The organism is Diaphorobacter sp. LI3 (assembly GCF_022807955.1).
Classification (GTDB): domain Bacteria; phylum Pseudomonadota; class Gammaproteobacteria; order Burkholderiales; family Burkholderiaceae_C; genus Diaphorobacter; species Diaphorobacter nitroreducens.
Genome location: NZ_CP094346.1, coordinates 1435010 through 1447680, shown reverse-complemented (window position 1 = coordinate 1447680; position 12671 = coordinate 1435010). Strand labels below are relative to the sequence as shown.

The following is a 12671-nucleotide window of genomic DNA, read 5'->3' as shown; positions in this document are numbered from 1 at the left end:
CGCGCAGCGCGCAGGAATACCCTGATGGCTTGCACGACCGCCTGCTCCAGGCTGAATGCGGGGGATCCGGAAACAAAAAAGCCGCTCTGTCGAGCGGCGTTTTGTACAGAATTTCTCTCCTTGCATGCTGAAGTCTGGGTGGCTTCCGCAGAGAGAAATGGTAGGCGCGATTGGACTCGAACCAACGACCCCCACCATGTCAAGGTGGTGCTCTAACCAGCTGAGCTACGCGCCTGTGTTTGTTCGAGAAGCGGGAGTATAGCAGCAAAAAATGCCGCCTCGGCCCTGGCGGCCGTCATCGCCGGCGCGCCGACCGCACCCCCTGCACCGCGGCCACGATACCCAGCACCTTGTTGAGCCGCCCCGCATCGGACACCTCCACGGTGAAGGTCATCCATGCCGTTCCCTTGACGGACTGTGTTTGCACGCCGATGACGTTGGTCTTCTCGCGCGCGAACACTTCCGAGATGTCGCGCAGCAGGCCCTGGCGGTCCGAGGCTTCCACCGCCACGTCCACGGGGTAGACGGCGGCTTCTCCGGCGGCGCGCTGCGACTTTCCCCACTCCACGTCGATCACGCGCTCCGCATTGCGCGCCGCCATCTCGCGGAAGTTGCTGCAATCGGCGCGGTGCACGCTCACGCCCTTGCCGCGCGTGACGAAACCACGGATCTCATCGGGCGGCGCGGGCTTGCAGCACTTGGCCAACTGCGTCATGAGGGAATCCACGCCCACCACCAGCACGCCACCCTTGGGCGCGCCGTCGGGTGTGCGCGCCTTCTTGAGCAGCACGTCAGGCTCATCGACCGCCGGCTCGGGTGGGCGCAACAGGGTCTCGATGCTGCGCAGCGAGAATTCGTCCTTGCCCACCACTTCGAACAAGGCCTCGGCCGACTTGAAGCCCAGCTGCACCGCCAGGTCGTCAAGCTTGAGGGCCGTCTTGCCCTCGCGCTGCAGCAGCTTTTCCACCAGCTCGCGGCCGCGCGCCACCGTGGCATGGGTGGCCTGTGCGTTGAACCACGCGCGCACCTTGGCCTTCGCGCGGTTGCTGGTGAGGTAGCCCAGTTCCGGGTTGAGCCAGTCGCGCGAAGGACGCCCTTCCTTCACGGTGGTGATCTCCACCGTCTGGCCGTTTTGCAGCGGCGTGTTCAGCGGAACCATGTTGCCGTCGACACGCGCACCCCGGCAGCGGTGGCCGACGCTGGTGTGCACGGCATAGGCGAAGTCCACGGGCGTGGCGCCCTGGGGCAGTTCCACCACGGCCGCGTCCGGGGTCAGCACATAAATGCGGTCTTCGAACAACCCGCTGCGGCTGGCGGAACCCACCAGGTCGCGCTCCCACGCCAGCAGCTGGCGCAGTACGGCGATCTTGGCGTCGTACTCGCTGCTGGCCGACACGCCGGCGTAGCCCTTGGTGCCCGCCTCCTTGTAGGCCCAGTGCGCGGCCACGCCATGCTCGGCATGGTCGTGCATGGCCTGGGTGCGGATCTGGATCTCGATGGCTTTGCCCGCCTCGTCGCGCACCACGGTGTGCAGCGACTGGTAGCCGTTGGGCTTGGGGCGGGCGATGTAGTCGTCGAACTCCGCCTCGATGGGCTTGAACTGGCTGTGCACCCAGCTCAAAGCGGCATAGCAGTCCTTGACGCTCGGCACCACCACACGCAGCGCACGGATGTCGAACACCTGGTCGAAGTTCAGCGACTTGCCGCGCATCTTCTTGACGATGCTGTAGATGTGCTTGGGCCGGCCCTGCACGCTGGCACTGATGCTGCGCGCGCGCAGCTCGGATTCGAGACGGCTGCGCACCTGCTCCATGTACAGCTCGCGCTCCACGCGCTTCTCGTCGAGCAGGCGGGCCACTTCCTTGTAGGTCTCGGGCTCCAGGAAGCGGAAGGCCAGGTCTTCCAGCTCCCACTTCATCTGCCAGATGCCCAGGCGGTTGGCCAGCGGCGCGAACACCTGCAGCGCCTCGCGCGCGATGGCCGGCGATACCGGGCGCTTGGCTGCGGCGTAAAAGCGCAGCGTCTGCAGGCGGGACGCCAGGCGCAGCATCACCACGCGCAGGTCGCGCGAGAAGGCCAGCAGCATCTTGCGCACGTTCTCGGTCTGCGTGGCCGCATCGTCCACCTGCTGGCCCGTCACCTGCGCCTCGCGCGCCTGCAGTTGCACGCGCATGAGCTTGGTGGTCTCCAGCGCCAGCGCGGCGAAATTGCTGCCGAAGGCCTTGGTGATCACTTCCTCGGGCTTGTTCAGGTGCGAGCAGGCATACACCAGATAGGCCGCCGCCTGCATGGTTTCCGAGCCGCCCAGGTGCTTGAGGATGGCGGACACCGCATCGGCATGGACGAGGGTGTTCTCTCCGGTTTCCAACGTTTCGCCGATCAAGAGCGGCTCGGCAAAGGCGCGGGCGCGCACCAGGGCGTCGGCATGCTCCGGCCCCGCCTGCGCGGTGGCTGCGATGAGCTGCGGCACCGCCTCGGGTCGGGGCCCGGCGGCCGCGCCCTGCCCCATGGGCAGATGGCCGATGGAACTGCTCTTCATGCTGTCAACTCCTCCTGCCGCTCCAGCAGGAACTGCGCGACCACGGCCACCTGGTCCGGCTGCACCAGCGTCGGCGCGTGGCCCACGCCGGCGAACTCCACCAGCCGCGCACGCGGGCCGCGCGCGGTCATCTCGCGCGCCGTGGCGCTGGACAGCAGGTCCGAGTCCGCGCCGCGCAGCAGCAGCACCTGGGCCGGGATCTGGTCGTACAGCTGCCATAGCTGCTGCTCACCCGCCAGCGCGGCCTCCGGCGTAAGAGCGCGAAAGGGCACGGCGATCGCCGGGTCGTAGTGCAGGGCCAAGCCCCCTTGGGGCGTCTCGCGCACCATGGCGCGAGACAGCTCCAGCCACTGCGCAGGTGTGTGCGGCCCGAAGCTGCGCGACACCGCCCACAGCGCGTCGGCCGCCTGCTGCAGCGTCGCGAAATGCGCGGGCTGGCCCAGGTACTGGCCGATGCGCGCGAGCGCCTGCCACTCCACCCGCGGCCCCACATCGTTGAGCACCAGGCGCCGCACGGGTACCGGCAACACCCCCGTCTGGCCGCACAGGCCCATGCCGATGAGCCCGCCCATGCTCGTGCCCACCCAATCCAGGGTGGCGATGGGGCCTTGCGCGTGCAGTTGCGCCAGCAAGGCCAGCATGTCGGCCGCGTACAGCGGCAATTGGTATTGCATCGGATCGGCCAGCCAATCGCTGCGTCCGCGCCCCACGACATCGGGGCAGACCACGCGCGCATGGCGGGCCAGCGCGCGTGCCAGGGTGTCGAAGTCCCGCCCCTGGCGTGCCAGCCCGTGGACGCAGATGATCACATGGGGATGGGCCGCGTCGCCCGTCTCGTTCCACTCCCAGTAGGCCATGCGACGGCCTTGTTCCGGGTGGCCGGCGGCCGCGGGGCCGGGGCACGGTACGTATTTCAGCGTAGGTTGAATCATGGAAACGGTACCGTCATGCAGCGCTCGATAATGCCTGCGCTGCATCCTAATTCATTCGGAGAGACTCTCATGCTGAACGGCAAAACCGCCCTCGTCACCGGCTCCACCAGCGGCATCGGCCTGGGCATCGCCAAGGCGCTCGCGCGCCAGGGGGCGAACATCGTGCTCAACGGCTTTGGCGACGTGGACGGTCCGCGCGCCGAGGTGCTGGCCGTCGGCGAGGCCGCAGGCGCCCGCGTGGCCTACCACGGCGCGGACATGAGCCGCCCCGCGGAGATCGAGGACATGCTCAAGTACGCCGCATCCCAGTTCGGCCGCGTGGACATCCTGGTCAACAACGCCGGCATCCAGCACGTGGCCAGCGTGCAGGACTTCCCCGTGGAAAAGTGGGACGCCATCATCGCCATCAACTTGACCAGCGCCTTCCACACCACGCGCCTGGCGCTGCCCGGCATGCTGGCCAATGACTGGGGCCGCATCATCAATGTGGCGTCGGTGCACGGCATGGTGGGCTCGGCGCAGAAGTCGGCCTACGTGGCGGCCAAGCACGGAATCGTGGGCCTGACCAAGGTGACGGCGCTGGAGACCGCCCCGACGGGCGTGACCTGCAACGCGATCTGCCCCGGCTGGGTGCTCACGCCGCTGGTGCAAAAGCAGGTGGACGCCAAGGCCGCCGCGCTGGGCATCTCCAACGAAGAAGCCAAGAAAGTGCTGCTGGGCGAGAAGGAGCCCTCCATGCAGTTCACCACACCCGAGGAGCTGGGTGAACTGGCCGTGTTCTTCTGCTCGGCCGCCGCCAACAACGTGCGCGGCGTGGCATGGAATATGGACGGCGGCTGGGTGGCGCAGTAAGCCCGCTATTAATAAAGTAGCTTGCAACGCCCGACTGGCGGGCGCTGCAGGCCAAAATGGCTGATAGCGACCGCTGGGGTCACTTGAGCTGTACCGAGCCAGCCACCGTCACCACCACCTGGGCCTTGCCGGCCTCCACAGGCACGGGAGCGTCGGACGCATAGGATGCCGCCTTGGCCTCCATGGCCATCATGCGTGGGCGCGGGCCGGGCGACATCTCATTGCTGTTCACCGCCACCTCGCGCAGCGTGTAGCCGCCAAAACCAAAGCCCCGCGCCAGTTCGGAGGCGCGTGCCTTGAAGGCCTCGATGGCCTGTGCCTGGGCCTCGGTCTCCACCTTGGCCCGCGCCTCGCGCGACAGGTCGAATGCGATCTGGCTGATGGACATGCTCTGGATCTTGCCCGCCGTGGCCGTGATGCGCGGGAAGTCGCGCCCTTCCAGCACCAGCTCGGCGCGGCCCTGCCAGCCGGTGATCTTGCCGTCCTTGCCATAGCGCGGGTACATGCCGAAGGCCCCCGTGCGCACGTCCATCTGCTGCGGCTGGGCGGCGCGGCGGGCTTCGGCCAGCGCGGCGTCCAGCGCCTGTTTGAGTTGCGTTTGCACGCCTGCGGCGTCCGCGGCTTCCTTGGTGGCGGCCAGCGTCAGCATCAGCAAGTCCTGCTGCACCTGCACCGTGCCCGATGCGGAGAGCTGCAGCACGTTCTGCGGCGGCGCCGAAGGATTCTGAGCGTAAGCGGCCACAGCGCCCGCCATCAGTGCGCAAGCAGCTATTGTTTTTATAGTTCTTTGCATGGTGTTCCTTTTCTTGGGTTGACGTTGTACAGGCATGTGCAGCATGCCCCAGGACCGACGCTAACCGCGTCAGCGCAGCGCTGGCATGAATGCCGGGTAATGTCGTTGCGAGGCGTCGCAAAACCTGTAACAGTTGGTCAGACCCCGGGGTAAAACCGGACTTTCCGTTCGCAAGCTGGTCAGAATCGGCTCTGTTACAAATTGGACTGGGAAAGAAAGCATGGCTTCAACAACCAACCGTACCGACAAAGTTCTCGTGGTGGATGACGATGCGCGCATCCGCGACCTGCTGCGCCGCTACCTCACCCAGGAAGGCTTTGAAGTTATGGTCGCGGAAGATGGCAAGGCCCTCAACCGCATCCTGCTGCGCGAGACCGTGGACCTGATCGTGCTGGACCTGATGATGCCGGGGGAAGACGGCCTGTCGATCTGCCGGCGCCTGCGCGCGGCCAATGACCGCACGCCCATCATCATGCTGACCGCCAAGGGCGAGGATGTGGACCGCATCGTGGGCCTGGAAGTGGGCGCCGACGACTACCTGGGCAAGCCCTTCAACCCGCGCGAACTGCTGGCCCGCATCCACGCCGTGCTGCGCCGCCGCCCGCCGCAGGAGGCCCCGGGCGCACCGTCGGGCGACAACGAAGTGGTGACCTTCGGCCCCTTCACCTTCGACCTGGGCACGCGCGCGCTGCAAAAGAACGGCGAGGAACTGCCGCTGACCACGGGCGAATTCGCCATGCTGAAAGCCCTGGTGCGCCACCCGCGCCAGCCGCTGTCGCGCGAAAAGCTCGCGCTGCTGGCGCGCGGGCGCGAGTTCGAGCCGTTCGACCGCAGCCTGGACGTGCAGATCTCGCGCCTGCGCAAGCTGGTCGAGGTGGACGCCGCCGCGCCGCGCTACATCCAGACCGTGTGGGGCGTGGGCTACGTGTTCGTGCCGGACGGCACGAACTGACCAGGGCATCCCTGCGAAAGGAACGGCGGCCCCACTCCACCGGCACGCCGTGCCCTGCATGACCGCTTGCACGCCACCTTGACATGAGCGCCACCCACGACGCGCCTTCCGATGCCACCAGCCCCGCGCCGCTGGAAACGTCCGCCAGCCGGCGGGCCCAGCGTGCACGTGTGGGGCTGAACCTCTTCTGGCGCACCTTCTTCCTGCTGGCCGTGCTGCTGATCGGCAGCATCATGGCGTGGCTGCAGACGCTGCGCGCGCTGGAGTTCGAGCCCCGCGCCCTGCAGACGGCGCAGCAGATTGCATCGCTGGTCAACCTGAGCCGCGCGGCGCTCATCCACTCCGACGCCATCGCGCGCGTGTCGCTGCTCAAGACCATGGCCGACCAGGAGGGCGTGCGCATCCTGCCGCGCGAGCCGGGTGACAAGTTCGAGCTGCTCTCGCCCTCCCCGCTCGGCTCGCGCCTGACCGAAGAACTCACCCAGCGCCTGGGGCCCGGCACCATCGTGGCCGCCAGCGTGAATGGCGAGACGGGGCTGTGGGTGGGCTTCACCATCAATGGCGACCCGAACTGGATGCTGATGGACCGTTCGCGCCTGAGCGCCGCTGGCGGCAAGACCTGGATGATCTGGTTGATCACCGCGGGCGCGCTGTCGCTGGCGGGTGCCGCCGTCATCGCGCGGCTGATCAACCGCCCGCTCAAGCAGCTCAGCGACGCGGCCAACCGCGTGCGCGACGGCGACTTTGCCAACAGCCGCCTGGACGAAGAGGCCGTGACCAGCGAGATCCGCGAGGTCAACATCGGCTTCAACCGCATGGCGCAAAAGCTCGCCAAGCTGGAGCAGGACCGCGCGGTGATGCTGGCCGGCATCTCGCACGACCTGCGCACGCCGCTGGCGCGGCTGCGCCTGGAAACCGAGATGAGCGTCACCGACGACGTGGCGCGCGAGCACATGGTGGCCGACATCGTGCAGCTGGACGCCACCATCGACAAGTTCCTGGACTATGCGCGGCCCGACACCACGGTGGCCCTGAGCCCCGTCAACCTGCATGGCGTGGTGTCGTCCTGCGTGTACGCGGTGCAGGACCACCGCGAGTTGCAGATCTCGATGAACGTGCCCGAGGACCTGATCGTGATGGCCGACGAGGTGGAGTTGGCGCGCGTGATCTCCAACCTGCTGGAGAACGCCCGCCGCTACGGCAAGAACCGCGAAACCGGCATCACCACCGTGGACATCGCCGCCAAGGCGCGCGAGAAGTGGGTGCTGGTGAAGCTGCGCGACCACGGACCCGGCGCGCCACCGGAGCAACTGGCCAACCTCACCAAGCCGTTCTTTCGCGGCGACTCCGCGCGCACCGCCGCGGCTGGCGCAGGCCTGGGCCTGTCGATCGTGGACAAGACCGTGCAGCGCATGGGGGGCATCTTCGCGCTGGCCAACTCGGGCTCGGGCGGGCTGGTCGCCCACATCCAGTTGCAGCGCGCGATGAATCTACGGCAGGGCCAGGACCCCCAGCAGCGCCTGCAGCGCCCGCAGATCAAGCGCCACCTGCCACCGCGCAGCGGGGTGCCGTCACCCCAGCAAAATCGATAGCAGCCAGCGCTTGCTGCGTGGCTGATTTACAGCGTTTTCTGCCGAAAACCGGCACTCTTCCAGCGCAAGCAGCTATTTTTTGAATAGCAACACGGCGGCGCGCGCCTCGATGGACAGGCCCTGCCCCGCCGGGCCCAGGCGCTCGGCGGTCTTGGCCTTCACGTTCACTTGGTCCAGCACCAGGCCCAGCGCGGCGGCAATGCGCTCGCGCATGGCGGGGATGTGCGTCGCCAGGCGCGGTGCCTGCGCAACGACTGTGCTGTCAATGTTGCCGATGGCGTATCCCGTGTCGCCCACGCGGCGCGCCGCCTCCTCCAGCAGCGCCACCGAATCCGCGCCCTTGAAGCGCGCGTCGGTGTCGGGGAAGTGGCTGCCGATGTCGCCCAGCGCCGCAGCGCCCAGCAGCGCATCGGTGATGGCATGCAGCAGCACATCGGCATCGGAATGGCCCAGCAAGCCCATGGTGTGCGGGATCTCCACCCCGCCGATGACCAGGCGCCGCCCGGGCACCAGCGCATGCACGTCCCACCCTTCGCCGATTCTGAAATTCATGCCCATTGCGTCCGCCGCCCTCATGCCTTGGAAGAAAAGAAAGTCTTGACCGGATCACTCGCCGCGGCGCCGCGTTCGCCGCCAAAGCGCTCCAGCGTGGCGCCGTGCATGCGCTGGGCCAGCACGGCCTCGGCCAGCGCGAAGTCCTCGGGGTAGGTCACCTTGAAGTTCTGCGCGCCGCCAGGCACCAGGCGCGGGCGCAGGCCCATGGCCTCCATGGCACTGGCCTCGTCGGTGGCGGTGGCGCCCACCCGCTCCAGCGCATGGCGCAGCGCACCGATGCGGAACATCTGCGGCGTCTGCGCCAGCCATTTGTCGCTGCGGTCCACGGTGGCGGCCACGCGCACGCCGCCGGGGCCGTCGCTCGCCACCTTGAGCGTGTCCGCGAGCTTGTGCGCCAGCAGCCCACCCACGCTGTCGTGCTGGCAGGCGTCGATGAGCGCATCGATCTGCTGCGCCGTCACCAGGCAGCGCGCCGCATCGTGCACCAGCGCCCAGTCCTCATCCTGCGCGCCGCGCGATTGCAGGGCCTTCAGGCCGCCCAGCACCGTGTCGGCGCGCGTGGGCCCGCCGCAGGGCACGGCAAAGAAGGCCGGGTGGGGGTGACCGTCGAAGAAGGTGTCGCCCGCGGCCACGGCCACCAGCGTGCCCGCCAGGCGCGCCACGCCCGCAAAGGCCGCCAGCGTGTGCAGCACCATCGGATGGCCGGCCACCGTGTGGTACTGCTTGGGCAGCACGGGGGGGCCGTCCTGCCCGCCTCTGCGCACGGCGCGCGTGCCGGTGCCGGCGCAGGGCACCAGCCCCCAGAAGCGCCCGGCCACAGGGCGAGCAGGGGTGGTGGGCGGCAGCAGGTCGGTCATGGGCGGGCATTCTAAAATCCCCGATCGTCGTCTTGAGCCTCCTGGCGCACACTGCTCCGTGTCCTGCGCCCTATCCCATACCATGAGGCGACGCCACCTGCATGCAGCTGCCCAAACTCTCCCCCGGAAAACGATTCACCCTGCCCCGTCCCGTGGGCAGCGCCGACGCCTTGCTGCTGGCCCGTCTGGGCGAGCGGGAAAAGGCCGCGGGCCGCACCACCGCCATCGTTACCGCCGATGCGACCGACGCCCAGCGGCTCATCGACGAGATGGCCTTCTTCGCGCCCGAGTTGCGCTGCGCGCTGTTTCCCGACTGGGAAACACTGCCCTACGACAGCTTCTCGCCGCACCAGGACCTGATCAGCGAGCGGCTGGCCACACTCTGGCGCATCCAGCAGCGCGACAAGGACACGGGCGCCGACGTGGTGCTGGTGCCGGCCACCACGGCGCTGTACCGGCTGGCGCCGCCGTCGTTCCTCGCGGGCTACACCTTCCATTTCAAGGTCAAGCAGAAGCTGGACGAGGCCAAGCTGCGCGCCCAGCTCACGCTCGCGGGCTACCAGCATGTGTCCCAGGTGGTGGGCCATGGCGAATACGCGGTGCGCGGCGGGTTGATCGACCTGTTCCCGATGGGTTCGGCCGTGCCGTACCGGGTGGACCTGTTCGACGACGAGATCGACTCCATCCGCACGTTCGACCCCGACAGCCAGCGCAGCCTCTACCCGGTGCCCGAGGTGCGCCTGCTGCCCGGGCGCGAGTTCCCCATGGACGACGCGGCGCGCGCCAAGTTCCGCCAGCGCTGGCGCGAGCTGCTGGAGGGTGATCCCACGAGGAGCCGCATCTACAAGGACATGGGCAACGGTGTGGCCACGGCGGGCATCGAGTACTACCTGCCGCTGTTCTTCGACGAGACGGCCACCGTGTTCGATTACCTCGGCAACGAAGCCACCGTGGTGCTGCACGGCGACCTGGAGACGGCCTTCCAGCGCTTCTGGCAGGACACGCGCGACCGCTACCGCCTGATCCAGGGCGACCCGGACCATCCCACCCTGCCGCCGGAGGCGCTGTTCCTGGGCGCCGAGCAGTTCTACGCCCAGGCCAACCAGCACGCCCAGTTGTCGCTGCGTCCCGGTGTGGAAGACGTGGCGGACAACGCGCAGTTCCAGCAGCTGCCCGACCTGTCCGTGGTGCGCGGCGCCGAGGACCCGCTGGCGCGGCTGCAGGCGCACATCCGAGCCACGGCGCAGCGCGTGCTGCTGCTGGCTGAAAGCGACGGCCGGCGCGAGAGCCTGCTGGATTTCCTGCGGGCCTCGGGGTTGAACCCGCCGGCTTTCGACTCGCTGGCTGAGTTCCAGTCCACGCCCGAGGAACGTGTGGGCATCGCCACGGCGGCGCTGGCCTCGGGCTTCGCGTGGATGGAAGAAGGCCTGGACCTGGTCACCGAGACCGAGCTGTTCGCCGCCGGCTCCACCACGCGCCGGCGCAAGAAGCAGGAGCAGGCCAGCGACGTCGAAGCGCTGATCAAGGACCTGTCCGAGCTGAAGGTGGGCGACCCGGTGGTGCACAACCAGCACGGCATCGGGCGCTACCGCGGCCTCATCCACATGGATGTGGGCAACAAGAACCCCGACGGCAGCCCTGCGCTGCAGGAGTTCCTGCACCTGGAATACGCCGACAAGGCCGTGCTCTACGTGCCCGTGAGTCAGCTACAGCTTATCGGCCGCTACACGGGCGTGTCTGCCGACGAGGCCCCACTGCACAAGCTGGGCAGCGGCCAGTGGGAAAAGGCCAAGCGCAAGGCCGCCGAGCAGGTGCGCGACGCCGCGGCCGAGCTGCTCAACATCTACGCCCGCCGCGCCGCGCGCGAGGGGCATGCCTTCCGCTACTCGCCCAACGACTACGAGCAGTTCGCCAACGACTTCGGCTTCGAGGAGACCGCGGACCAGAAGGCCGCGATCCACGCCGTGGTGCAGGACATGATCAGCCCACGCCCCATGGACCGCCTGGTCTGCGGCGACGTCGGCTTTGGCAAGACCGAGGTGGCGCTGCGTGCCTGCTTCGTGGCCGTGGCCGGGGGCAAGCAGGTGGCGTTCCTGGCGCCCACCACGCTGCTGGCCGAGCAGCACTACCGCACGCTGAGCGACCGCTTCAGCAAGTGGCCCGTGAAGGTGGCCGAGGTCTCGCGCTTTCGCTCGGGCAAGGAGATCACCGCCGCCGTGAAAGGCATTGCCGACGGCACGGTGGACATCGTCGTGGGCACGCACAAGCTGCTCAGCGAATCGACCCAGTTCAAGAACCTGGGCCTGCTCATCATCGACGAGGAACACCGCTTCGGCGTGCGCCACAAGGAGGCGATGAAGCAGTTCCGCGCCGAGGTGGATGTGCTCACGCTCACCGCCACGCCGATCCCGCGCACCATGGGCATGGCGCTGGAGGGGCTGCGCGACCTGTCCGTGATCGCCACCGCGCCGCAGCGGCGCCTGGCCATCAAGACCTTCGTGCGCAACGAAGGCACGGGCGTGATCCGCGAGGCCGTGCTGCGCGAGCTCAAGCGCGGCGGCCAGTGCTACTTCCTGCACAACGAGGTCGAGACCATCGAGAACCGGCGCCAGAAGCTCGAAGAGATATTGCCCGAGGCGCGCATCGCCGTGGCCCACGGCCAGATGCCCGAGCGCGAGCTGGAGCGCGTGATGCGCGACTTCGTGGCCCAGCGCTACAACATCCTGCTGTGCTCGACCATCATCGAGACCGGCATCGACGTGCCTACGGCCAACACCATCATCATCAGCCGCGCCGACAAGTTCGGCCTGGCGCAGCTGCACCAGTTGCGCGGGCGCGTGGGGCGCAGCCACCACCAGGCCTACGCCTACCTGATGGTGCCCGACATCGACGGCCTGACCAAGCAGGCGCAGCAGCGCCTGGACGCCATCCAGCAGATGGAGGAGCTGGGCTCGGGCTTTTACCTCGCCATGCACGACCTGGAGATCCGCGGCGCGGGCGAGGTGCTGGGCGAGAGCCAGAGCGGCAACATGATGGAGATCGGCTTCCAGCTCTACAACGAGATGCTGGCCGAGGCGGTGAAGCAACTCAAGGCTGGGAAGGAGCCCGATCTGCTCGCCCCCATGCAGGCCGCCACCGACATCAACCTGCACGCCCCGGCCCTGCTGCCCGACGACTATTGCGGCGACGTGCACCTGCGCCTGTCGTTCTACAAGAAGCTGGCCACGGCCAAGACCGGCGACCAGATCGATGGCCTGCTCGAAGAGATCGTGGACCGCTTCGGCAAGCTGCCGCCGCAGGCGCAGACGCTGATCGACGTGCACCGTCTGCGCGTGCTGTCCGCGCCCTACGGCGTCGTGAAGGTGGATGCCGCCCCCGGCGTGATCACCATCACCTTCAAGCCGCAGCCCCCGGTGGACCCGATGGCCATCATCCACCTGATCCAGAAGAACAAGCACATCAAGCTGGCGGGCAACGAGAAGCTGCGCATCGAGCGCGAGCTGCCCGACCCCGCCGCGCGCGCCCAGATGGTGCGCGACGTGCTGCGCAGCCTGGGCCAGCCGCTGGCCGAGGCGCAGGCCGCCGTCCCCGCCTAGGCA

Annotated in this window: 9 protein-coding genes and 1 tRNA gene; 4 read left to right on the top strand and 6 right to left on the bottom strand. The window is 68.1% G+C overall.

Going from position 1 to position 12671, the window contains the following annotated elements:
• Positions 1-158: 158 nt before the first annotated feature.
• The 3 genes from MRB47_RS06690 to MRB47_RS06680 all read right to left on the bottom strand — a co-directional run bounded on the left by MRB47_RS06690 (position 159) and on the right by MRB47_RS06680 (position 3471).
• Positions 159-235 (bottom strand) — tRNA-Val (locus tag MRB47_RS06690).
• 60 nt (positions 236-295) lie between these two features.
• Entirely contained in the window at positions 296-2509 is a 2214-nt protein-coding gene (locus MRB47_RS06685) for a RelA/SpoT family protein (RefSeq protein WP_228403809.1), read from the bottom strand.
• 26 nt (positions 2510-2535) lie between these two features.
• Complete coding sequence (locus tag MRB47_RS06680) at positions 2536-3471, bottom strand: alpha/beta fold hydrolase (RefSeq protein WP_252102266.1); 936 nt, start codon at positions 3469-3471, stop codon at positions 2536-2538.
• A gap of 69 nt (positions 3472-3540) precedes the next feature.
• Between MRB47_RS06680 and MRB47_RS06675 the strand changes: the two genes are divergently transcribed.
• The gene (locus tag MRB47_RS06675; protein ID WP_252102265.1) at positions 3541-4323 is read left to right on the top strand and encodes a 3-hydroxybutyrate dehydrogenase; all 783 of its coding nucleotides are present in this window, start codon (positions 3541-3543) and stop codon (positions 4321-4323) included.
• A gap of 79 nt (positions 4324-4402) precedes the next feature.
• On the opposite strand, the gene MRB47_RS06670 is transcribed toward MRB47_RS06675, so the two are convergent.
• Positions 4403-5116 carry an SIMPL domain-containing protein gene (locus tag MRB47_RS06670; RefSeq protein ID WP_252102264.1) on the bottom strand — a complete coding sequence of 238 codons (714 nt, stop codon included), beginning with the start codon at positions 5114-5116 and terminating at the stop codon, positions 4403-4405.
• A 220-nt stretch (positions 5117-5336) separates the two neighbouring features.
• Here MRB47_RS06670 and ompR point away from each other — a divergent pair, with 220 nt between their 5' ends.
• Both ompR and MRB47_RS06660 read left to right on the top strand, forming a co-directional pair.
• Complete coding sequence (ompR, locus tag MRB47_RS06665) at positions 5337-6068, top strand: two-component system response regulator OmpR (RefSeq protein WP_011806277.1); 732 nt, start codon at positions 5337-5339, stop codon at positions 6066-6068.
• Between the two features lie 83 nt (positions 6069-6151).
• A complete protein-coding gene (locus MRB47_RS06660) occupies positions 6152-7660 on the top strand; it encodes an ATP-binding protein (protein ID WP_252102263.1) in 1509 nt (502 codons plus the stop codon).
• A 72-nt stretch (positions 7661-7732) separates the two neighbouring features.
• On the opposite strand, the gene ispF is transcribed toward MRB47_RS06660, so the two are convergent.
• On the bottom strand, positions 7733-8212 hold the full coding sequence (gene ispF / locus MRB47_RS06655) for a 2-C-methyl-D-erythritol 2,4-cyclodiphosphate synthase (RefSeq protein WP_252102262.1): 480 nt from the start codon (positions 8210-8212) through the stop codon (positions 7733-7735).
• A 20-nt stretch (positions 8213-8232) separates the two neighbouring features.
• On the bottom strand, positions 8233-9072 hold the full coding sequence (gene ispD, locus MRB47_RS06650) for a 2-C-methyl-D-erythritol 4-phosphate cytidylyltransferase (protein ID WP_047349483.1): 840 nt from the start codon (positions 9070-9072) through the stop codon (positions 8233-8235).
• A gap of 101 nt (positions 9073-9173) precedes the next feature.
• Here ispD and mfd point away from each other — a divergent pair, with 101 nt between their 5' ends.
• Entirely contained in the window at positions 9174-12668 is a 3495-nt protein-coding gene (gene mfd / locus MRB47_RS06645; protein WP_252102261.1) for a transcription-repair coupling factor, read from the top strand.
• Positions 12669-12671 lie beyond the last annotated feature (3 nt).